14 protein-coding genes are annotated in these 22,031 nt (G+C 73.8%); 5 read left to right on the top strand and 9 right to left on the bottom strand.

The window, feature by feature from the left end; translation table 11 throughout:
* Window positions 1-132 precede the first annotated feature (132 nt).
* The 4 genes from ACFXGA_RS25415 to ACFXGA_RS25400 form a co-directional block, all read right to left on the bottom strand.
* Window positions 133-879 carry a phosphotransferase enzyme family protein gene (locus ACFXGA_RS25415; RefSeq protein ID WP_378091803.1) on the bottom strand — a complete coding sequence of 249 codons (747 nt, stop codon included), beginning with the start codon at window positions 877-879 and terminating at the stop codon, window positions 133-135.
* A 63-nt stretch (window positions 880-942) separates the two neighbouring features.
* Window positions 943-4,875, bottom strand: coding sequence for a hypothetical protein (locus ACFXGA_RS25410; RefSeq protein WP_378091801.1), 3,933 nt, complete (start codon window positions 4,873-4,875; stop codon window positions 943-945).
* A gap of 131 nt (window positions 4,876-5,006) precedes the next feature.
* Window positions 5,007-6,029, bottom strand: coding sequence for an LLM class flavin-dependent oxidoreductase (locus ACFXGA_RS25405; protein WP_378091799.1), 1,023 nt, complete (start codon window positions 6,027-6,029; stop codon window positions 5,007-5,009).
* A 35-nt stretch (window positions 6,030-6,064) separates the two neighbouring features.
* Window positions 6,065-6,607 (bottom strand): DUF664 domain-containing protein, encoded by a 543-nt coding sequence (locus tag ACFXGA_RS25400; protein WP_378091797.1) that lies wholly within the window; start codon window positions 6,605-6,607, stop codon window positions 6,065-6,067.
* A 374-nt stretch (window positions 6,608-6,981) separates the two neighbouring features.
* On the opposite strand from ACFXGA_RS25400, the gene ACFXGA_RS25395 reads away from it, so the two are divergent.
* Complete coding sequence (locus ACFXGA_RS25395; RefSeq protein WP_378091795.1) at window positions 6,982-7,896, top strand: serine/threonine-protein kinase; 915 nt, start codon at window positions 6,982-6,984, stop codon at window positions 7,894-7,896.
* Window positions 7,897-8,007: 111 nt separating this feature from the next.
* Here the strand turns inward: ACFXGA_RS25395 and ACFXGA_RS25390 are convergent, their stop codons facing one another.
* Window positions 8,008-9,729 carry a tetratricopeptide repeat protein gene (locus ACFXGA_RS25390; RefSeq protein WP_378091793.1) on the bottom strand — a complete coding sequence of 574 codons (1,722 nt, stop codon included), beginning with the start codon at window positions 9,727-9,729 and terminating at the stop codon, window positions 8,008-8,010.
* Window positions 9,730-9,906: 177 nt separating this feature from the next.
* On the opposite strand from ACFXGA_RS25390, the gene ACFXGA_RS25385 reads away from it, so the two are divergent.
* Both ACFXGA_RS25385 and ACFXGA_RS25380 read left to right on the top strand, forming a co-directional pair.
* On the top strand, window positions 9,907-10,191 hold the full coding sequence (locus tag ACFXGA_RS25385; RefSeq protein ID WP_378091791.1) for a hypothetical protein: 285 nt from the start codon (window positions 9,907-9,909) through the stop codon (window positions 10,189-10,191).
* Between the two features lie 338 nt (window positions 10,192-10,529).
* Window positions 10,530-11,195, top strand: coding sequence for a GNAT family N-acetyltransferase (locus ACFXGA_RS25380; protein WP_378091789.1), 666 nt, complete (start codon window positions 10,530-10,532; stop codon window positions 11,193-11,195).
* A 150-nt stretch (window positions 11,196-11,345) separates the two neighbouring features.
* Here ACFXGA_RS25380 and ACFXGA_RS25375 read toward each other — a convergent pair whose 3' ends face one another.
* Together ACFXGA_RS25375 and ACFXGA_RS25370 are read right to left on the bottom strand one after the other, a co-directional pair.
* Window positions 11,346-12,368 (bottom strand): ABC transporter substrate-binding protein, encoded by a 1,023-nt coding sequence (locus ACFXGA_RS25375; RefSeq protein WP_378091787.1) that lies wholly within the window; start codon window positions 12,366-12,368, stop codon window positions 11,346-11,348.
* Window positions 12,369-13,209: 841 nt separating this feature from the next.
* Complete coding sequence (locus ACFXGA_RS25370) at window positions 13,210-13,656, bottom strand: ATP-binding protein (protein WP_378091785.1); 447 nt, start codon at window positions 13,654-13,656, stop codon at window positions 13,210-13,212.
* Between the two features lie 467 nt (window positions 13,657-14,123).
* Between ACFXGA_RS25370 and ACFXGA_RS25365 the strand changes: the two genes are divergently transcribed.
* Window positions 14,124-14,942, top strand: a complete 819-nt coding sequence (locus ACFXGA_RS25365) for an SAM-dependent methyltransferase (RefSeq protein WP_378091783.1) — start codon at window positions 14,124-14,126, stop codon at window positions 14,940-14,942.
* 398 nt (window positions 14,943-15,340) lie between these two features.
* The gene (locus ACFXGA_RS25360) at window positions 15,341-17,329 is read left to right on the top strand and encodes an acyltransferase family protein (protein WP_378091781.1); all 1,989 of its coding nucleotides are present in this window, start codon (window positions 15,341-15,343) and stop codon (window positions 17,327-17,329) included.
* Window positions 17,330-17,351: 22 nt separating this feature from the next.
* Here ACFXGA_RS25360 and ACFXGA_RS25355 read toward each other — a convergent pair whose 3' ends face one another.
* Window positions 17,352-17,675: an STAS domain-containing protein gene (locus ACFXGA_RS25355; RefSeq protein WP_378091779.1), complete on the bottom strand. Its 324-nt coding sequence runs from the start codon at window positions 17,673-17,675 to the stop codon at window positions 17,352-17,354.
* Window positions 17,672-21,826 (bottom strand): SpoIIE family protein phosphatase, encoded by a 4,155-nt coding sequence (locus ACFXGA_RS25350; RefSeq protein WP_378091777.1) that lies wholly within the window; start codon window positions 21,824-21,826, stop codon window positions 17,672-17,674. Before ACFXGA_RS25350 ends, ACFXGA_RS25355 begins: the two co-directional genes overlap by 4 nt.
* Window positions 21,827-22,031: the final 205 nt, after the last annotated feature.

Genomic DNA, 22,031 nt, shown 5'->3' with positions numbered 1-22,031 from the left:
CGCCCCCCCACCCCCGCGCGCCCCAACCCCCCCCCCCCCCGCGCGTGTCCGCCGCGCCCGCGCGGGGGGCCTCAGTGGGGTCCCCCGGGGGGCGGCCGGGGGCGGGGCCCACGGAACACCCGTGCGGTGGTCTCAGGCGGTCCCTTCCACCGGCCGGACCTCGGCGAGCCGACGGCGCGCGTACTCGTCGTCCCAGCAGACGGCCGCCTCCCACGCCGCCGACGCCTGCGCGGCGACGTCGAGCGCGTCGCCCCCGAGGCCGGCGGCGTTGTCGGGCAGCACGAGGTCCAGGTCGGGCACGTCGACGTGCGCCTCGTCCCAGTCGATCAGCGCGACCCGGTCCGCGGTCACGCGGACGTTGCCGGGGTTGGCGGGGTTGCCGTGCACGACGCAGGTCGGACGTCCGGCGAGCCGCGCCCACGCCGCCCGGCACCGGGCGACGCCCTCGGCGGGCATCGCCCGGAGGTCCACCCTCGTGCCGGTCCCGGCGTGCAGGAGGTCGGTCGACGACCGCCACCCCGGCCGCTGCGGCCAGTCCCGGGTCGACCGGTGCAGGTCGCGCAGCGCGTCGGCGACCCGGCGCCAGTCGTCCCGCGTCGTGGGCGGACCGCCCTCCACGTGGGTCATCACCACCACGCCGCCCGCGAACAGGCGGCCGTCCGCGGTCGGGATCGGCACCGGCACGGTCAGGCCCGCGCGGTCGAGGTGCCGCATCAGCCCGGTTTCCCACGCGAGGTCGGCGTCGCTCCTCGTGCCGAGCCGGGCGACGGCGAGCCGTCCGCCGAGGCGCACGCTCCACACGTCGTTGGCGACCCCGCCGGTCAGCCGTTCGACGCGGGTGACGTCCCCACCCCAGTGCGCGAGCGCCTCCCAGCCCATTCACGGGATCGTACGTCGCCGCCGACGGCATCCTGGGACGCACCGGAGACGCCGAGCTGCCACCTACTCGTCGTCGAACCCGTGTTCCATGGCCTGCGCGAGGTCGATCCCGGACGGGACGACCTTCACGTACAGACCGGTGAGCTGCCCGGCGAGTTGGGCGTTCAGGCCGCCGCGTCCGACGGCCGCGCGGTACTGCGGTCGGGGCACGGCCACGACCGCGCGCAGGCCGTCGATCAGGATGTCGGTCGGCTGGGCGTAGACCAGGGCGTTGGCGAGCATCGTCCGCCGGTCGCCGGAGTAGGGCACGATCTCGACCTCCTCGTCGGTCACCCCGCCCGTGAGCAGCCGCTGGAAACCGTCCATCCGCTCCGCGCCCACCCCGATGAACGCGCCCCGGACGCTGTTCGCGGGCCGGGTGGCGGCGACCGCGACCCTGGTCCGGGCGCCGGGCACGCGCGCCGTGCCCATGACCGCCACCTCGCCCGCCGCCAGCTCGGGCACGAACCCGGCCAGCACGCGCTCGACCAGCGCCGTGGCGGTCAGGGACAGCACGTGGGCGCCACCGGTCACGGCCGGCGGTCCCGCCAACAGCGCGGCTTCGTCCGCGTTCAGCACCAGCGCGACGAACGTGTCGCCGACCGCCGGGCCCAGGTCCGGACGGGCCCGGCGCAGGTCGTCGAACTCGCCCGCCGGCAGGACGGCGTCGTGCGCCTGCCCGGTGACCGGGTCGTGGACCGTGCACCGGTACGCGTCCGGCAGCACGGCGGCCACGCGGGCGGTCACCGCCATCCCCGGCGCCGGGAACCGCTCGCCGTCGTCCAGGATGAACGCGGCGGCCTCGTCCGGCGTCAGGCGCAGCGCGTCCATCGTCAGCCGCACGAGCCCGACCTTCTGCGGGTAGCAGCTCTTGCAGGCGACCAGGCTCACGCCGCGCACCTTGAGCACGTGCTGTCCCTGGCCGCCGGGGTCGCGGGGGCAGGTCCACCGGGACCCGTCGTCCGAGACCGCGCCCAGCCGGCGCAGCAGCGCGACGGCGTCCGTCGCGTTCGCCTCCGCGATGCGCCGGTCGAACGGCGAGACCGCGGGCGGGGGAACGACCTCGACCGTCTCCGTGCCCCGCACCAGCTCCTTGCGGTACGCCTTCGCGGCCTGGCGGATCGCCTCCAGGTCGAGGCCCTGGTCCCGGGTCGACTTGTCGGTCGGCAGCGGCTCGCCGCCGGTGGACAGCACCGGGAGCCGCCAGTTGGCGCCCCTGGTCCGCAGGGCGGTGAGCTTCACCAGCAGGCGCAGCGCGGCGGACGGGGACTCCGGCGGCACCATGCGCAGCCGTGCGGCGTAGCGCAGCGTCCCCGCCGCGGTGTCGTCCGGCCACGAGTCGGGGTCCGACGGGAACGCCACGGTCGGCATGCCCTCGACCGGCGCGCCGCCCACCTGGGCCCACGGCAGGTGCGCGTCGGGCCGCACCGGGTCGCCGACGCCCTCGGGGCGGTAGTCGGCCAGGCCCAGCACGCCGCCGTCCGCGAGGACGTCCACCCAGCGGTGGGCGAACCCGGCGAGCGCGGCGAACACCGGCAGCGCCCGCACACCGGGCGGTGCGATGAAGACGATCTTCGAGGCGGCGTCGGCCAGGGTCAGGCCGCTCGCGCGCAGCGCGTCGACCGTCGCGGACTTCGGCTCGCACGGCTCCTCGAAGGTCCACGGGACCTCCACCTCGTGCACGGCCAGGCCGGGCGGCGCGGGCGGCGAGTGCGGCGTCCGGATCGCGACGTCGTAGCGCAGCATGGCGGGAGCGGGCCGCGACGGGTCCGCCGAGGCGGGCGCGCCGGCCCCGTCCGGGGCGGTGGCCTCGCGCAGCCACGCCAACGCCGAGCCCACGGCACGGGGGCCGGCGTGCGACCCGCGCGCCGGGCGGGCCAGCAGCGGCCGGAGCACGGACCGGGCGTCCAGGCTGGTGCGGTGCACGTCCAGCCACGCCAGCGCGGCGGCGATCGCCCGTTCGCCGTCCTGCGGGTCGAGGTCCGCCCGCGACAGCAGGCGCCGCAGCACGTGCCGTGCGTCCGGGCTGGTCGGGTGGTGCTCCAGCCAGACCAGCGCGGCGGACACGGCGCGGCGCGCGTCCTGCGGGTCCAGGTCGGCCCGGTCGAGCAGCGACCCGAGCACGAACCGGGTGTCGGGGGTGGTGGGGTGGTGCCCGGTCCAGGCCAGGGCGGCGGCGATCACCCGGGCGTTGTCGGCCGGGGCGAGGTCCGACCGGGCCAGCAGCGACCCGAGCACGAACCGGGCGTCCGGGGTGGGGGAGTGGCGGCTCAGCCAGCGCAGCGTCCGGGCGACGAGGGCCCGCACCGTCTCCGGCGGCAGTTCGGACCGGGAGGCCAGCGAGGCGAGCACGTAGCTCGCTTCCCGCTTGCGGCCGTGCGCGCGCAGCCAGGACAGCGCGGTGGGCACGAGCAGCAGCGCCCCGGCCGGCGAGAGGTGGCGCAAACCCCGGTACAGCAGGTGACGCGCGTCCGTGCGGTCGCCGTGGTCCCGCAGCCACGGGGTGACGACCTGCTCCCAGCACCGCACGGCGGAACCGGACCAGGGCGCACCCGAGCAGAGCGCGCCCAGGGCGTAGCCGCCCACGTCCGGGCTGCGGCGCAGCACCTGGCCCAGGTCCTGCGCGTGGTCGGTGAACCACTCGTCCAGGGCCGCGGTCACGGCCGCGGCGCGGCCGGCGAGTTCCAGGTCGCCGACCAGCCGACCGAGGTTGACCGCGAAGCGGCCGACGGTGCGGGGTTCGGTGAGGCACCCGGCCAGCAGTGCCCGGGTCCGGTCGACGTCCGGGCTCGCGCCGCCCTCGGGCAGCAGGACGGATTCCGCGAGCTGGTCGGCGACCACGTCGTGGGCGACGGCCACCAGACCGCCGTCCTCCTCCAGCCAGCCGAACGACAGGAGGGCGGCCACGATGTGCTCGGCCTCCGACGTGGTGTCGCCCGCCGCGACGAGGCAGGCGTGCGCGGCGGCCGTCACCTCGGGGAGCGTCTGCGGGCAGGCCGCCGCCGCGGCGGCCGCGGCCGCCAACTCGGCCGACGCACGAGCGGGCCTGAAGTGGTTCTCCCGGCCCGGGACGGTCAGGTTGTCCTCCCGGAGCCTGCTGTGCAACCACGGGGACAGGTCCCCGCCCGACCGCAGCGCGGCCGTCTCCGGCAGCGAGATCCCGGCCGTCACCCGGCGTTCGATCTCGCGGGCGACCAGCAGCGCGATGACCGGCCGGCGTCTGCTCACCTCCACCATGCGCGCCATGCCGAGCCGCGCCACCGCCGTGGGCGCGAGGTTGCGCAGCGCGTTCTCGGTGACCAGGCGTTGGAACGACTCGTCCTGGCGCAGCTCGACCTCGTCGAACAGCTCGTGCAGCTGGGCGCGGTCGGCCCGGAGCAGCCAGCCCGGGCGGACCGACGCGAGCACGGCCAACTTGGCGTGGTTCCGCCGCACTTCGGGGAGCAGCCGGTGGCGCAGGCCCACCAGGTCGAGCTGCGACTCGTTGAGGTAGTCCACCACGACGAGGACCGGGCTCGCCTCGGCGAACACCTCGCCGATCAGCTCGTCGAGCACGCCGCGGCCCTCGCCGGGCATGACGTGCAGCACCCGCCACCCCGCGCGCAGCGCCTCGTGGCCGACCTCGACGCCCGTGCGGGTCTTGCCGGTGCCCGCGGGGCCCACCAGCAGCACCCCGCGCTCGTCCGACGCGCGCAGCTTCGCGAAGATCCGGGCCGGGTGGGCGGGGTGGTCGTCGCCCGGCGAGACGAACGGCACGCGGTCACCGATCAGGTTCTTCTTGAAGTCGCCCAACCCGTCGACGAACTCCTGCTGCCGCAACACCGCCCGCAACCGCGCTCCGGGCGCGTTCACGGTGATGGAGCCGTTGTTGACGCCGACCTGGATCGCGGTCCCGACCCGCGAATCCGTCACGGAGTTGGTCACGCTCGGCAAGCGGGGATCCGTTCCGTCGCCCATGATCCCGAGTATGGCCGCGACGGGGCACGGCGCGCCCGCGATCCGCGTCCTGTGCCCCGAACGGACTCCCGACGACAACCCGACCGCGGACGGGTCGGCCGGTCACCGCCGACCCGTCCCCGGCACGCCGGTCAGCGCCAGCCCAGCGCGGGGGCGACGTGGGTCAGGATGCTCTCCAGGACGTGGGCGTTGTAGTCGACGCCGAGCTGGTTCGGCACGGTCAGCAGCAGCGTGTCGGCCTCGGCGATGGCCTCGTCCGCGGCCAGCTGCTCGACCAGCACGTCGGGCTCGGCGGCGTAGGTGCGGCCGAAGATGGCCTTGGTGTCCGCGTCGATGTAGCCGATCTTGTCGGTGCTGTCGCCGTCGTCGCCGAAGTAGGCGTGGTCGAGGTCCGTCGTCAGCGCGAAGATGCTGCGCGACACCGAGACGCGCGGCTCGCGCTGCCAGCCGGCTTCCGTCCACGCCTTGCGGAACGCGCGGATCTGCTCGGCCTGCTGCACGTGGAACGGCGCGCCGCCCTCGTCGTTCTTCAGCGTCGAGCTCATCAGGTGCATGCCCTGCTCGGCCGCCCACACCGCGGTGGCGTTCGACCCCGCGCCCCACCAGATGCGCTCGCGCAGCCCGGCCGAGTGCGGTTCGAGCCGCAGCAGCCCCGGCGGGTTGGGGAACATCGGGCGCGGGTTGGGCTGGGCGAAGCCCTCGCCCTCCAGCACCTTGAGGAACACCTCGGCGTGCTGGCGGGCCATGTCGGCGTCCGTGTCGCCCTCGCTCGGCCGGTAGCCGAAGTAGCGCCAGCCGTCGATCACCTGCTCCGGCGACCCCCGCGAGATGCCGAGCTGGAGCCTGCCGCCGGCGATGAGGTCGGCCGCGCCCGCGTCCTCGGCCATGTACATCGGGTTCTCGTACCGCATGTCGATCACGCCGGTGCCGATCTCGATGCGCTCGGTCTTGGCCCCGATCGCGGCCAGCAGCGGGAACGGCGCGGTCAACTGCCTGGCGAAGTGGTGCACCCGGAAGAAGGCGCCGTCCGCGCCCAGCTCCTCCGCGGCCACGGCCAGGTCGACGGCCTGCAACAACGCGTCCGAGGCCGTCCTCGTCCGCGAGTGCGGCGTGTCGGACCAGTGCCCGAAGGACAGGAAACCGATTTTCTTCACGTCCGGTGGAACGTCCGGGCGAGCTGGTTGATTCCTCAACTATCCGGGTCCTCGCGGTCGGGTCGGCTCCGGGGCAGGACGCCGCGGACGAACGCGGCCTGGCCGACGTGCTGGAGGTCGTCCTCGATGACGCTGAGCAGCCGCACGGCCAGGGTGACGGGCGGGTCCCACGACTCGTCCACGATGCGGCTCAGGTCGGCGGCGCGCAGGCCGCGCACGTAGTCCTCGGTGCGCTCGTGCACCGCGCGGTGGTAGTCGAGCAGCAGGTCGGCGGGCGCGGTGACGGCGGCGACCTGGTCGCCGCCGTGCCCGTAACCCGTGTCGTCCACGGGCAGCGGCAGGTCGAACCGCTTCGCCCAGCCGTCCGCCGTCCACACCTGCTCCGTGCCCGCGACCTCGGCCACGTGGTCGTCCTGCACGCGGGTGAGGTGCCACACCAGCCAGGCGATCGGGTTGGCCGTGCCGCCGACCCGGTGGGTCAGCTGCGCCGCGGTCAGGCCGTCCAGGACGCGTGCCACGGACTCGTGCACCCGCCCGAACCCGTCCAGCAACACGTCCACCGCGGTGACCTCGGTCATGGGCGCTCTCCCTCCGGTCGGCCCCCGTGCGGTCGAGGGGCGTGGTCGCGGAGTACCCCGGCTCCCGCCGGGTGCACCCCTCCCGCCGGGTGCACCCCTCCCGCCGGGTGCACCCCTCCCGCCGGGAGCACGTCGCTTCGCCGGGAGGACCCCGGCTCTCGCCGGAGGACGTCGCTCCGCCGGGAGCACGTCGAGCGCCGGTTGCGCGATACCGAAGCCACCGGCGGACGCCTCCGCGACGCGACACCACTGACAGCGATGCGCAACCGATCGGCACTCGCGTTGCGGTGCGCCCCGGCACGGCGTCCGGCCACCCCTGGCCACGGTATCTTCGGCGCGATGTGCCCCGTGTCGTCACAGCGGAGGTCGGCCGGATGTCGGACGGGCGGCTGACCGGCGAGGTCCTCAAGGGCAGGTACGCCCTCGGCGCGCTCTACGGCGCCGGCGGGACGGCCGAGGTGTACCAGGCGTTCGACGTCGGCTCGGACCGCAAGGTCGCGATCAAGCTGTTCCGGGGGACGGCCACCCGCGAGGACGAGATCAGGCTCGGCCGGGAAGCGCACGTGCTGACGAAGCTGTGGCGTTCCGGCATGGTCGCCGTCCACGACACCGGTTCCTTCCGGGGCAGCCCGTTCCTCGTCATGCAGGCCGTCGAGGGCGGCACCCTGCGCCGGTGGACGCGCGAGCCGCGCGCGCCGGAGCGGGTGGCGTGGATCGGGGCGCAGGTCGCCGAGGTGCTGGCGCACGTGCACCGGCACGACGTGGTGCACCGCGACGTCAAGCCGTCCAACATCCTGCTCGACCGCGACGGCCGACGTGCCTACCTGACCGACTTCGGCCTGGCGCTGCAGGCGCACGCGACCCGCGTCACCCGGTCGGGAGTCGTGGTCGGCACTCCCGGCTACCTCGCGCCCGAACAGGTCCGCGGCGACGAGGTCACGCCCGCCGCCGACGTCTTCGCCCTCGGCCTGGTGCTGCTGGAGTGCCTGACCGGGCGGTCGGAGTACCCCGGCGGCGACACCGGGTCGGCGCTCGCGCGCCTGCACCGCGGCCCGGTGATCCCCGACGACCTGCCGACGCCGTGGCGCGAGCTGCTGACCGCGATGACCGGGCTGAGCGCCCGCCGACGTCCCACCGCGGCCGACTGCGTCGCCGGGCTCGCCGCCGCGAGCGGGATCGCGTTCGGTGGCGCGGCGGCGAACGACGACGAGCGCTTCGCCGTGACCCGGCGTGCGCGGACGGGCTGGATCCCCGCCCACCCGGACCGGCGCGCCGTTCACCGGGAATGACGGCACGAGTGAGCGGCCCGGCGTAGCCGCTTGGGGGGTTCGGCCGGCGAGCCGGTTGCGCTTCGCCCGTAGGTGCGCGTGGTTGTCCGGTGCCGCCTGCGCGTCCTTGGTTCAGTCGGCGAGCCGGGCCAATTTCGCTCGAACGTCGTCGGCGTCCGGGTGGCCCAGTTGGTCCAGCAGGGCGAGCGCCCGCCGCCACACCTGCGCGGCGGCGGAGGGCGCGTCCAGGGCGACGTGCGTGTCGCCCATGCGGGACCAGGTGGTCGCTTCGGTGTAGTAGTCGCCGAGTTGGCCGGACAGCGCGATGGACTGCTCGTAGTGGTCGAGGGCCGCGGCGTGGTCGCCGAGGTGGTGGTGGATGTAGCCGAGGCTGTCGAGGGTGTCGGCGAGGCCGGGCCGGTGGTCCAGCTCCCGGAACAGCGCCAGCGCCGCACCGCAGTTGCCGAGGGCCCGCACGTGGTCGCCCAGCAGCGCCTGTTCCCAGCCGAGCTGGTCGAGGGCGCGGGCTTCGCCGGCGCGGTTGCCCGCCGCGCGGAACAGGTCCAGCGCGCGGGCGGCGTGGTCGACGGCTTCGGCGTAGCGCTGCTGCAGTTCCCGCACCCAGCTGAAGACGATGTGCGTGCGGGCCCGGCCCAGTCCTCGGCCCAGGTCCTCGTACAGGTCCAGGGCGCGCTGGAGGTGCGTCGCCGCGTCGTCGTAACGGCCGAGCCGGATGGCCGCCCGGCTGAGCAGGCGGTGGGTCCGGGCCTGCGCGGCCCGGTCGTCCAACCGGGTCGCGGCGGACAGGGCGGCCTGTTGCGTGGCCACCCAGTCCTGCCAGTGGCCCTGGCGTTCGAGGTAGGTCGCGAGCGCCCACGCGAGCTGCCAGGCGTGGACGTCGAGCCCGTGGTGGACCGCCTGGTCGATGACGACCGGCACCGCGGCGCGTTCCGCGACGAACCAGTCCAGCGCTTCCCGCTCGCCGGCGATGTCGAGCGGTTCCACGCCCTCGGCCGGCTCCGACAAGGTGATGCGCTCGCGTTGCGGCGCGATCCGCCGGTCCGCGGCCGAACAGGTCCGGAGGTAGAAGTCGACCATCCGGAGCACCGCGGCCCGGCGGCGGGCTTCGGGCTCCTCGGCGGCGGCCAGTTCGGCGGCGTAGCTGCGCAGCAGGTCGTGGAACTGGTACCGCCCCGAGTTGAGCTGCTCCACCAGGTGCGCGCGGACCAGTTCGGCCAGCGGCGCCCGGACCTCGGACGGGCGGACACCGAGGAGCGCGGCGGCCGCGGCCGCGCTGACCGTGGTCCCGGGGTGCAGCCCGAGGAGGCGGAACAGGGTGGCGGCGACGGGCGTCAGGGCGCGGTAGGACCAGGAGAAGACCGCACGGGCCCCGCCGTCGGTGTCGCCGGCGTCGAGCGCGTCGAACCGCCGCCGCTCGTCCCGCAGCTCCTCGGCCAGGGTCGCCAGCGCCAGGTCCTCCTGCGTCATCGCCCGTGCCGCCACGAGGGCCAGCGCGAGCGGCAGCCGCGCGCAGAGCGTGACGAGCGCCTCGACGGCGCTGGGTTCGGCGGCCACCCGTGGCGCGCCGATCCGGCGCCGCAGCAGTTCGACGGCCTCGTCGTCCGCGAGCACCTTCAGGGTTATCGGCCGGGCCCCGTCCAGGGCGATCAGACCGGTGAGCCGGTCCCGGCTGGTGATGAGCGTCAGGCACGTCGCGTGGTTGGGCAGCAGCGGGCGCACCTGCTCGGAACTCCGCGCGTTGTCGAGGATCAGCAGCACCCGCCGGCCCGCCAGGGTGCTCCGGTACAGGCCGAGGAGCGCGTTGAAATCGGTGGGGATGCGTTCGGGGGGCACCTGGAACGCGTCGAGGAAACCCCGGATCGCCTCGGCCGGCGACTTGGGGCGCCGGTCGGGTCGAATCCCCTCAGGTTCACGTACAACTGCCCGTCCGGGAAACGCCGGGCGGCCTGGTGCGCCCAGTGCACCGCGAGGGTCGTCTTGCCCACCCCCGCGGTTCCGCTGATCGCGGAGATGATCAGCGTGGCGCCGTCCTCGGCGGCGTCCTGGAGCGTCCCGGTCAACTGGGCGAGTTCCGACGCCCGGCCCACGAAGTACGGGAACGCGCCGGGCAATTGCTGCGGTGTCACCCAGGACCGGTCGGCGGTCTCGGTGACGTGGTGGATGTTCACCGTGCCGGCCTGGACCACCTGGCCCCAGACGGTGCCCCCGAGATCGTTCGTGCTGTTGGTGACGCTCACCGACCACCCCTCGTCACGTCATGACCGGCTCGGCGGGGCATCGATGCGTCACGTGTGACGACCGCGCACGCATCGACCGATGCGTTCTTCCAAGACCGCGCTGTCCATTCATCCGGAAACCCGGCCCCCGCCGGGCAGATGCTAGGACACGGCGAGTCCCGGAAATCCGCAATATGGCGGCGCGCGCCTCCCGGGGTGGAAATGTCCGTTATTTCCAAGGAATCCTCGCATAATTCTGCGTCGCACTGTGGTCGAGTCAGTACGCCGAGTGATCATATTCATTTCCGATGACGACGACCGTAATTCTGCGGTGCGGATTCCGTGAGGGGCGGGCGACGATCGGGTCACGCGCCGGAGAGGGCGTCGCGGATCGCGGACGAGGAGTTCAGGCAGAAGATGAGCGAGCTTGGTACCGGGTCCGACCTGCCCCGGGTGCGCCGACGCGAGTGGCGGACGGTGGCGCCCGCCGATCGCCGGCGCATCGAGGTGATCTGGGAGGAGGCGTTCCCGCCCGCGGAACGCAGCGCGCACGACACGGTTTCGCGCCGCAACAGCACGTGGCTGTGGACCGCCCACTCGGCGGACGGCCGGCTGATCGGGTTCGCCACGGCGCTGCGCCTGCCCGACGCCGGGGCGGCCTACCTGGAGTACCTGGCCGTGTCGCCCGCCGAACGCGGGGCGGGGGCGGGGGCCGCCGTGCTCGCCGCGATCGTGGACGACCTGCGGTCCGACCCGTCGGTGCACGGCATCGTGCTGGAGGTGGAGGATCCCGTCCGGACTCCCGGGCGTGATCCGCTCCTGGCCCGGCGGGTGGCGTTCTACGAGCGGTGGGGCGCACGCGCGGTGACGTCGTTGCGGGACTACTGCATGCCCGACCTCGCCAACCCCGGCGGCCTCGTGCCGATGGTCGTGCTGTGGCGGGGGATCCGCGACAACGCCGTGCTCGACCGGGACGGTGTGGTGCGCGTGCTCACCGACCTGTACCGCGGCTACTACGCGCACGCCGCGTCGGACGGGCACCTCCGGGACGTGCTGGACCGCATGGTGCTCGTCTCCCCGTGACCACTCCGCGCGCGGCCCGGATCGGCGGATCCGAGCCGCGTCGCCCGCCACCGCCCGGGTGGGGCGCTCCCCGGTGGCGCGCTGCCCCCAGCTCCCCCCCGGCCGCCGCGGGGGCCGGCGGCGCCGCCCCCCCCCCCGCCGTGGGTTCCGTCAGTCCTCCGGCACGGGGACCAGCATGGGCTTGACGTCGAAGTCGGTCTCCAGCAGGCCGTAGGTCCTCATGAGCGCCGCCACGCGCTGCAGGCGGGTGGCGTCGAGGGTGGTCGGGAACTCGCCGAAGTGGACCAGGGCCGCGGTTTCCTTGTCCACCTTCGCGTACTCGGTGAGCAGCTGGCGCACCAGGGCGTGGTCGCCCGCGTCCCGCTGCCCCTTGACCAGCGCCCGCTGGAACGCGGCGACGGTCTTGGGGTTGTCCTGGAGGAACTTGCCCGTCGTGCCGTAACCGGCGATCGGGATGCCGTCGGTCGGGCCCGACGCCGCGTCGAGCACCGCGATCTGACCGGAGTTGCGCTGCGCCCGGGTGATGAACGGCTCGCTGGAGAACGCGGCGTCGACGACGTTGTTCTCGACCGCCGCCTCCATGTCGGGCAGGGGCACCTCCTTGAACGTCACCCGGTTCGGGTCGACGTTGTTGGCCTCCAGGGACGCGCGGAACGTCAGCTCGGCGATGTTCCTGGTGGTGTTGATCCCGAGCGTCTTGCCCGCGAGGTCCCTCGGCGACTTGATCCTCGACCCGGCCTTGGCCAGCACCAGGAACATCTCCGGCTTGGCCTGGTAGCCGTCCATGATCAGCCGCAGCCCGCCGACGTCCTTCGCGGTGTCCTTGGCCTGGGCGTTGAAGAACGACACGAAGTTGCCGAACGTCATGTCGAGGTCGCCGCTGACCAGACCGGGGATCGCGGCGGCCCCGCCCTGGATCGTGATCGGCTCGACCTTGAGGCCCTCGTCCTCGAAGTAGCCCCTCTCGATCGCGATGTGGACCGGCGCGACGTCGATGATCGGCAGCAGGCCGAGCTTGATGCCGGCCTTCTCGACCTGGCCCGGCGTGGTCGAACCGGACGCCTCCTCGGCGTCGCCGCCGAGCAGGCCGCAACCTGAGACGGCGAGCAGGATCGCGGCCACCGACACCGTGCCGACGATCTTCCGTGCCGATGAGCCGACACTTCGAGCCATGGGTACGTCTCCTGGGTGATGACTGGGAATGCGGAACCGCCGCGCGCACGGCGAAGAAGGGTGCGCGGCGGTGGAAAAGGCACTGGTGAGCGCTTACCTCGACCCCCGACGGGAGGGCGTCACCGTGATCGGGACTTCCGCCGCGGCGGAAATCCCGGGGATCAGGAACGGCCGCCGTGTCCCCGTGTCGCGGCGGATGTGGCCCGGTGCGGAACGAACCTTCCTCGTCTTGCTCCGGGCACCGTGCAGCCTTCCGCTTGTCGGGGATTGGCGGCGCGCCGATGAGGGCACGCCTCGACCGCGGCCACTCGTGTCGCATCGTCGCGGCAGCGCGGTGGCCGGGAGGCGAACTTTAGCCAAGTGCCGGCCGGTCCGAACGCGCCCGGAGGCGCGATCGTCCCTCCGGTGATGCGAGGCCCTGTCGGAAACACCGATTCGGATAATCGGCGCGGCCATCGTTGACCAGCGGTAACGCGTGATTGCGCACGGGTGTTCGATGGCCGGGCGTCGCTATTCACCCGTGGGCGGAAGTCTTCGGGTGTGCGCAATGTCTCCCGTCGCGTCACTGCGGCGGGAGGTGCGGATCGGGGTTGACCCGGTCGTTATTGAATAGCGCTCACGTTCACCGGGGACGATGTGGTCCCGGTGGCCTTCACCGCCGGATTGCGGTAAAGTGGGAATCGCATTCGACACCGCCGGGTCGCGGTGGTTGCGAATGAATCGTGTCCTCGCGGGGGGGGGGGGGGGGGGGGGGGGGGGGCCCCCCCCCCCCCCCCGCGATCGGCTGTCCTCGAACGATTGTCAACCCGTCGTGCGACGGGTGATGTGCCTTCGCGGCGGGTCAAGTGGTCGGTGTGGTATCGGTGCGCCGGGAGTGGCGGGTGAGCACGGCCCACACGGTCTTGCCCACCGCGTGCCGCACGACACCCCACCGCCGGGACAACCGGTCCACGAGCACCATCCCGCGACCCCGGGTCACCCGGACCGAGGACCGGCCCACCACCGGCACGTGCGGCGACAGGTCGGTCACCTCCACCCGGATCAGGCCGCGGGTGCGCCGCAGGCGCAGGTGCAAGGGGTGCTCGCCGTGCTGGTAGGCGTTGGTGACCAGTTCGGACACCACCAGTTTCGCGTCGGTGATCTCGTCGTCGGTGAGGTCGGCCAGGACTTCCTCGGTCCAGCGCCGCACCCCCGCCAGATCCGGCTCCTCCCCCACCAGTTCGAACACCCGGGGGTCGGCCGGCTCGGCGGGTCGGGGTCTGTTCGCGGGACCGTCGTCGGTGATCATGGGTGTGTCCTCCCTGCCGGGGTCGCGTCAAGGCGTGTCTACCCGGACGAACGATCAACAACACCGCCCAAGTGATCACTCGATGCGGTTGCCCGGCCGACCGCCGCCCGTCCGCTCCCTCGAATGGGCTCGACGTGATCGATGCGCCGACGCCTCCCCTGCGTCGCCCGGTGAGCCGCCGACGGACCCGGGAACGCCTCGAACCCGAGGTCGTGCGGCCCTTGATCGCCGTGTGCGCGCGATGGCCGGACCATCGGCGCTAGGTGCGCCCGGGGAACCGGTGGCACCAGGGCCTCGATCGCGACCACGGGACGACGACCGGGAGCCCTGGGCCGATCGGGTGAAGCGGATGCGATCCGGTTGACCGGCGGGTGCTGCGCTGACTAGGTGTTCCGCGTGGCTCACGCGCTCGATCCCGGAGATCCGTTCCCCCTTGTCGACCGCCTCGCGTTACCGGGAGGCCCGAGGTGACCCGCGACCGGAACGCGCGGGAGTGGGTTCCCGAGGGGGTCGACATCAGCCGGCCCAGCGTGGCGAGGATCTACGACTACCTGCTCGGCGGCGGCCACAACTTCGCCAGCGACCGGGAACTGGCGGGCCGGCTGCTGACGGCGCAGCCCAACGTCCGCGAGATCGCGCGGCTGAACCGGGCGTTCCTGCGCCGCGTGGTGGTGTTCATGATCGAGGCCGGGGTGCGGCAGTTCCTCGACCTGGGCTCGGGCATCCCGACCGTGGGCAACGTGCACGAGATCGCGCAGAACACCGCCCCGGGCACGCGGGTGGTCTACGTCGACTACGAGCCGGTCGCCGTGGCGCACAGCCGCCTGCTGCTGGCCGACCAGCCCGACGCGGTGATCGTGGACGCCGACATCACCCGTCCCGACGACGTGCTCGACGCGCCCGCGACCCGGCGGTTGCTCGACTTCGACCAGCCGATCGGCCTCCTGGCGGTCACCATCGGCCACTACATCCCGCCCGAGGCGGACCCGGTGGGGTTGTTCGCCCGCTACCGCGACGCCCTGGCCCCCGGCAGCTACCTGGCCATGACCCACCTCACCGACGACTTCGCCACCGTGCACGGCGAGCAGATCGTCAAGACGATGAAGTCCACGCGGGACAACGTCTTCCCCCGTCCCCGCCACGAGGTGCTGGCGTTGTTCGACGGCTTCGAGCTGGTCGAGCCGGGGCTGGTCACCACCTCGCAGTGGCGGCCCGAGAGCGGGTTGCACGAGGTGCGCGACGTCGAGCTGGACGCCCTCTACGCGGGCGTCGGCCGCCTGCCGTGACGACCCCGCGGCCACCGCACGCCGGTGGCCGCGGGGTTCTCGCCCCGGTCGGTGGAGCCGCCGGCCGCGAGGGCGATGCGATGAACCGCCGGCGGAACGCCTGCCACACAACGCGAACGCGTCGTCACGCCGCGTCGTTGGGGTGCGCGCCCGACGTGCCGGGGCGTCGGGTCCGGACCAGGGGATGGGTCGACTCCGGCCCGCCGGCCGGTGATCGGGGATTCCGGGGCTTGGCGGGCGGTGGGGTAGGGTGCGGTCCGGCGCCGCCCCCGGCGGTGTCGGAGGTGTGCCGGGAAGTCTGGTCGGCGTCCGCGGACCGGACCGACTTGGAGTTGATCTTGAAGCCCTCCTCTGCGCCGCCGTCGCCCACGGGTCGTGCCCGCGGTTACCGTCCCGAGTTGCAGGGGTTGCGCGCGCTCGCGGTCGTGCTGGTCGTCGTCTACCACGTGTGGCTGGGCCGGGTCTCCGGCGGCGTGGACGTGTTCTTCCTGATCTCCGGCTTCCTGGTGACCGGGCAACTGCTGCGCGCCGCCGAACGCGGCCGCATCGAGCTGGTCCCGATGTGGGGGCGGATGGTCAAGCGCCTGTTCCCGGCGGCGCTGACCGTGTTGCTCGTGCTGATCGCCGTGGGCGTGGTGGCGCTGCCGGAGAACCGGTGGTTCCAGACCGTCCGCGAGGTCGTCGCCGCCGCGCTGTACCTGGAGAACTGGCAGCTGGTCGCGGACGCGGCCGACTACTTCAGCCAGCACAACGAGGCCAGCGTCGTCCAGCACTTCTGGTCGCTGTCCATCCAGGGGCAGTTCTACCTGGTGTGGCCGCTGCTGGTGGTCGCCGCGCTGTGGGTGGCCCGCCGCGCCGCGGTCGGGGCGCGCAGCCTGGTGGCCGTGCTGCTGGTCGCCGCCTTCGGCGGGTCGCTCGCCTTCTCCGTGGCCCTGACCGCGGCGAACCAGCCGCTGGCCTACTTCCACTCGCTGACCAGGGTGTGGGAGTTCGCGCTCGGCGGCCTGTTGGCGCTGGTGGTCGACGCGGTGGTGCTGCGCACGTGGGCGCGGGTCGTGCTCGGGTGGCTCGGCGTCGTGGGCCTGGTCGCCTGCGGGCTGGTGCTGAAGGTCGGCAGCGTGTTCCCCGGCTGGGTGGCGTTGTGGCCGACGCTGTGCGGCGCGGCCGTGATCGCGGCCGGCGCGTCCGGCAGCCGCCTGGGCGCGGACCGGCTGCTGTCGGCCCGCCCGGTCCGCTATGTCGGGGACCTGAGCTACGCGCTGTACCTGTGGCACTGGCCGGTGCTCGTGCTCTACCTCGTGGCCCGCGGGCGGGAGGAGGTGGGGCTGCTCGGGGGCGCGTTCGTGATCGGGCTGTCCGTCGCGCTGGCCGTGGCGACCCACCACCTGGTCGAGTCGCCGGTGCGCCGTTCCGCGGTCGGCGAGGTCCGCGCGTGGCGCGCCCACGCGCTGGGCGCGGCGGCGATGGTGCCGGTCCTGGTGGCCGCGTTCGCCTGGCAGGTCGTCAGCGACCGCAAGGCCGCCTCCTACGAGCTGCTGGTCGACGACAACGACCACCCCGGCGCCCTGGCCCGCATGCCCGACTTCGAGTACTGGGGCTCCGAGGACGCGACCGTGATCCCGCCGCTGGTGTCGCTGCGCGACGACTTCGCCGCGATCGAGGGCAGCACGTGCCGCACCTCGCCGCGCAACCCGCAGGACCTCCACGTGTGCACGTCGCCGAGTTCCGCCGAGCCGGCCCGGCGGATCGCGGTCGTCGGCGACTCGCACATGCAGCAGTACCTCGCCGCGCTGTGGCCCATCGCGAAGGAACGGGACTGGCAGATCGTCTCGATGCTCAAGGGCGCGTGCCCGTTCTCCACCGACGCCGACGCGATGCCCGGCGACGCCCGGTGCACCCGGTGGAACGCCGACCTCGTGGACGAGCTGGCCGACCTGCGACCGGACCTGGTCGTCGCCAACGGCACGCGCAACGTCCGGGTGGGGCTGACCGAGCACACCCCGGACGGGTTCGTGGCCCAGTGGCGCAAGCTCGCCGACCTCGGGCTGCCCGTGCTGGCCATCCGGGACAACCCCCGGTTCTCCTTCTCGCCGGCCGAGTGCGCCGCCGCGAACGGCCTGGACCCGGCGGCGTGCGCGACGCCCCGGTCGGACCTGCTGACCCCGGACCCGCCCTGGGCGGCCGTGCCCGACCTGCCGCCCAACGTGTCGTTCGCGGACTTCAGCCACTACATCTGCGAGGACGAGACCTGCCCGTCGATCATCGGCAACGTGTTCGTCTACCTGGACGACAACCACCTCAGCTCGACGTACGTGAGCACGATGGCGCCGTTCGTCCAAGCCGTCCTGCTGCCGCTGCTGGGGTTGGCGGAGGAGGGCGAGGAGTGACCGGGGGACCGGCGTCGAACCCCTACACCGGGGTCTGACCCGGCTGGGACGACACCTCTTCCACGGTGGTCAGCTGCGTCAGGCCGGAGACGGTGAGCACCGGCATCAGCATCGGGCCGGCGACCACCGTGATCCCGTCGGCGTGGGTGAACAGCGAGTGCAGCGCGCTGCTGTCCAGGTACTGCACGGCGGTCAGGTCCACGACCAAGGAGCCCGCCTCGGCGATGCCTTCGGCGACGGCGGCGCCGAACGCGTCGTTGTTGCTGAGGTCGATCTCGCCGGCGGCGACCAGGACGCGCGTGCCGTCGGCCCGGGTCGTGGTGGTGAGGGAGAGTTCGGTGGTCACTGGCTGATCCTCGCGTGCATCTCGACGGTGGTGCCCCCGGCACCGGACAGGACGGTGACGTCGTCGACCAGGCCGCGCATGACCTGCAGGCCCCGGCCCCGGTGGGCCTCGACCACCGGGTCGGGCGTCCGCCAGGTCCCGCTGTCGGTCACGATCAACCGCACCTGGTCGGGGAACGCGGACGCGCGGAGGCGGATCGCGCCGCCGAGCCGGTCGCGGTGCCCGTGCTCGATGGCGTTGGTGCAGGCCTCGCCCGCGGCGACCAGGATGTTCAACGTCTGCTGGGCGGTGACGTCGCAACTGCGCAGCCACGCCCGCAGGCTGTCGCGCACCGGGGCGAGTTCCGACGCCTGGGCCGGGAACGCGATCTCCAGCGGGGCGGGGTGGCGGTAGACGAGCAGCGCGACGTCGTCGTCGTACCCCGACTCGGGCGCCAGGTCGGTCATGATCCGGGTCGCCAGGTCGTCCACCGGGACGTCGGGGGCGGCCCGCACCGCGACGGACACCGCCGCGATCCCCTCGTCCAGGGGGCGACGGCGGCGTTCGACCAGGCCGTCGGTGTAGAGCAGCAGCGTGGCGCGGGCGTTCACGACCACGGTCGCCTCGGGGCGCGGGCGGTCGGGGCGCACGGCCAGCGGCAACCCCCGGCCCTGGTCCAGCAGGCCGGTGGTGCCGTCGGGGTTGACCATGATGCCCGGCGGGTGGCCGGCGCTGGAGTAGACCAGGTCGCCGGTGACGGTGTCGAGCACGGCGCAGAACACCGTGGTGCACATGGCCCCGGACAACGTCGCCCCGAACCGGTCCAACGCGTTCAGGGTCCGCGCGGGGCTGGGGTCGTGCAGCAGCAGGGCCCGGCACGCGCTGCGCAACTGCCCCATCACCGCGGCGGCCTGCAGGCCGTGCCCGACGCAGTCCCCGACGACGATCGCGGTGCGCCCGTCCGGCAGCTCGAACGTGTCGTACCAGTCGCCGCCGACCTTCAGCGGCCGGGTCGCGGGTTCGTAGCGCACGGCGAAGCCCTCCGGCAGCCGGGCCGGGCCCAGCATCGCGCGTTGCAGGGTCAACGCGGTCTCGCGCTGCTGGTCGATCTGGCGCATGCGGTGCAGCCCCTGGCCGAGGTGCCCGGCCAGCAGGGCCAGCAGCGTCTGGTCCTCGGCCGACAGCACGCGACGCCCTTCGAGGTCGACGCGCAGCACCAGCACCCCCGAGGGGTGCTCCAGGGTGATCGACATGGCGGTCGGGCCGTCCGCGACCGGGGTCAGCAACGCGCCCGCGCGGCGGGCGAGGAGCGAGTCCCGCAGGTCTTCGGGCAGCTCCGCCCACGTGGCGGGCTCGCCCACGGACACCAGGTCGGGTTCGTCGCCCCGCTCGAACGTCGCCGCCAGGACGCGGCGCGCGTGCCACAGCGACCGCAGCTCCTCCAGCACGCCGCGCAGCGCGTCGGGCGTGTCCTCGGCGCGGGAGAGCCGCAGGTTCACCGCCGCCAGCGCGGTGCTGCGCTGCACGGCGTGGTGCTCGGCGGTGACGTCGCGGATCGTGCCGACGGTCACGTGCCGTCCGCCGTCGGGGTCGGCGACGCGGTTGAAGGAGGCGGCGACCCAGAGCCGGCGGCCGTCGCGGTGCGTCACGGGCACGATCCCCGTGCCGGTGCCGCGCTCCACGAGGCGGGCGAAGACCTCGCCGGCCTGCCGGTGCGCCTCGGGGTCGGTCCGCTCGTCGGGCCACCAGGGGTGGCGCGCGGCGTAGGGCAGGCCCTCGGGCCCGTACCCGAGCAGGTCGGCGAACGCCGCGTTGACCTCCACGACGGCGCCCTGCTCGTCGCAGACGAAGAACCCCTCCTGCAGCGAGTCGATCAACGCGGTGCGCCACGCGAGGTGGTGGTTGCGCATCCGCGCCAACTCGACGTTGGCCCGGACCCGGGCCAGCAGCTCCGCCGCGGAGAACGGCTTGAACAGGTAGTCGTCGGCGCCGGCCTGCAGGCCCTCGATGGCCGCCTCCTGCCCGGCGCGGGCGGACAGGAGCAGCACGGGCACCGACGCGGTGCGCGGGTCGGCGCGCAGCGCGGCGACCAGTTCGAGCCCGTCCAAGCCGGGCATCATCACGTCGCTGACCACGAGGTCCGGCGGTGCGGCGCGCACCGCGTCGAGCGCGGTCCGCCCGTCGCCCACGGCGGTCACCAGGTAGTGCGGTTGCAGCAGTCGGCGCAGGTAGTCGCGCATGTCGGCGTTGTCGTCGGCGACCAGGACCCGGCCGGGAGGCCGCCCGCCGTCCGCGGCCGGGGTGGCCGCCGGCGTGCCGACCAGGGAGCCGTCGAAACCGACGTCGTCCGCGGCGGTCTGCTCGGCGGGCAGCCACCGCAGCGCCTCCTGCACGAACGGGTCGGCGGCGGAGCCCTCGACCCCCGCGTCACCGGGGGCCACCAGCGCGTCGGCCGGCAGGTGGTCGGCGCCCAGGGGCAGGCGGATGGTGAACGCGGTGCCCCGGCCGGGGGTGCTCTCGGCGGTGATCGCGCCGCCGTGCAGGCCGACCAGCTCCCGCACCAGCGCCAGGCCGATGCCGCTGCCCTCGTTGGAGCGGGCGCGCACGTTGTCGATGCGGTGGAACCGCTCGAACAGCCGGGGCAGCTCGTCGGGGGCCACTCCGACGCCGGTGTCCGCGACGGTGACCACCGCGTGGTCGCCGTCGCCGCGCACCGCGACCCGGATCGAGCCGTCGAAGGTGAACTTCAGCGCGTTGCTGAGCAGGTTGAGGACCACCTTCTCCCACATCGACCGGTCCACGTGCACGACCTCGCCCGGCACGGGGCAGTCCACCTCGAAGCGCAGGCCCGCGCGTTCGATCGCGGAGCGGAAGACGCTGGCCAGCTCGGCGGTGAACACCGCGAGGTCGAGGGGTTCGTAGCGGGCGCGCATCCGCCCGGCCTCGAGGCGGGAGAAGTCCAGCAGCGTGTTGACCAGCTTGCCCAGCCGCAGGCTGTTGCGGTGCACGGCCTCCAGCTCGACCTTGGCCGGCTCGTCGTCGGCGAACCGGTCCAGCAGCTCCTCCAGCGGACCCGTGATCAGGGTGAGGGGTGTGCGGAACTCGTGGCTGATGTTGGAGAAGAACGCCGTCTTGGCGCGGTCCAGCTCGGCCAGCTCCTCGGCGCGCCGCTGCTGCGCCTGGTAGCTGCGGGCACTGGCGATCCCGGCCGCCACGTGGCCCGCGACCAGGTCGAGGAAACCGCGGTAGCCCTCGTCCACCTGCCGGTAGCGGTTGAGCCCGACCACCACGAACCCGTAGGGCGTGCCGCCCTGCTGCTGCATCGGCGCCACCAGCGCCCGGGTGGGCGGGGCCGGCCAGGCGCCGGTCGGCAGGTCGACGAACGGCTCGCCCTCCAGCTCCACCAGCGCGGCCGCGCCGCCGGCCGGCGCGGCCACCGGCCACACCGGGTCCGGGTCGTCGGCGGACAGGGCGGCCGGGGCCGCCGGGTGGTCGGCGGTGATGCCGGTCGTGCCCACCAGCCGCGCGACGCCGTCGTCGCCGAACAGGTAGGTCAGCGTGAACGGCAGGTCACGGGCGTTGCGCTCCAGTTGGCGGTGGGAGAACGCGAGCGTCTCCTCCTCGGTGCGCACCACGCTGGGGTCCGAGCCCAGGTCCCGCAGCGTCGCCATCCGGCGCTCGCCGATGACGCGCTCGGTCACCTCGCTGACCACGCACAGCATGCCCACGACCGCGTCGGAGTCGTCGCGCAGCGGGCTGTAGGAGAAGGTGTGGTAGGTCTCCTCGCTGTAGCCGGAGCGCTCCAGGAACAGCAGCAGCGCCTCGTCCCAGGTCGCCTTCCCGGTGGTCAGCACGGTGTCGATGCGCGGGCCGATGTCGCCCCAGATCTCCGCCCACACCTCGCTCGCGGGCCGGCCCAGCGCCCACGGGTACTTGCGGCCCAGCGTGTCGCGCCGGTAGGCGTCGTTGCAGAAGAAGGTCAGCTCGGGACCCCAGGCCATCCACATGGAGAACCGGGACGACAGCAGGATGCTGACCGCGGTCCGCAGGCTCTGGGGCCAGCCGTCCGGCGGTCCGAGCGGGGTGGCCGCCCAGTCCACCGAGGCCAGTTGGGGGCCGACTTCCTCGTCGGCGGAGAACACGTTCTCCCCGCCCTCGTCGAAACGCGCCACGAACGTCCCATCACTCGGCAACCACCCGGTGCCGCCCCGCCGAAGGCGATGGTCTGCGCGAAACCGCGTGCGGATCGACGGCCCGGCGGAGGAGTGGGTCACGGGCTCCGACCGGGACTGCGGGACGGGCCACATGATCGTAACGGCAGGGTGGTCGCCCCGCACGTTCGAGAGAGGCGGGGGAGGGCGGCCCGGCCGCCGGCCG

Source organism: Actinosynnema sp. NPDC059335 (assembly GCF_042752395.1).
In the GTDB taxonomy this organism is placed as follows: domain Bacteria; phylum Actinomycetota; class Actinomycetes; order Mycobacteriales; family Pseudonocardiaceae; genus Actinosynnema.
The sequence above is the reverse complement of the archived record's forward strand: the minus strand, read 5'-3'. Positions and strand labels throughout refer to the sequence as shown.

What these genes read in the sequence shown, in the direction of transcription:
- ACFXGA_RS25415 (WP_378091803.1), bottom strand. Translation starts at nt 879, where the DNA reads ATGGGCTGGGAGGCGCTCGCGCACTGGGGTGGGGACGTCACCCGCGTC.
- ACFXGA_RS25410 (WP_378091801.1), bottom strand. Translation starts at nt 4,875, where the DNA reads ATGGGCGACGGAACGGATCCCCGCTTGCCGAGCGTGACCAACTCCGTG.
- ACFXGA_RS25400 (WP_378091797.1), bottom strand. Translation starts at nt 6,607, where the DNA reads ATGACCGAGGTCACCGCGGTGGACGTGTTGCTGGACGGGTTCGGGCGG.
- ACFXGA_RS25395 (WP_378091795.1), top strand. Translation starts at nt 6,982, where the DNA reads ATGTCGGACGGGCGGCTGACCGGCGAGGTCCTCAAGGGCAGGTACGCC.
- ACFXGA_RS25385 (WP_378091791.1), top strand. Translation starts at nt 9,907, where the DNA reads ATGATCAGCGTGGCGCCGTCCTCGGCGGCGTCCTGGAGCGTCCCGGTC.
- ACFXGA_RS25380 (WP_378091789.1), top strand. Translation starts at nt 10,530, where the DNA reads ATGAGCGAGCTTGGTACCGGGTCCGACCTGCCCCGGGTGCGCCGACGC.
- ACFXGA_RS25375 (WP_378091787.1), bottom strand. Translation starts at nt 12,368, where the DNA reads ATGGCTCGAAGTGTCGGCTCATCGGCACGGAAGATCGTCGGCACGGTG.
- ACFXGA_RS25370 (WP_378091785.1), bottom strand. Translation starts at nt 13,656, where the DNA reads ATGATCACCGACGACGGTCCCGCGAACAGACCCCGACCCGCCGAGCCG.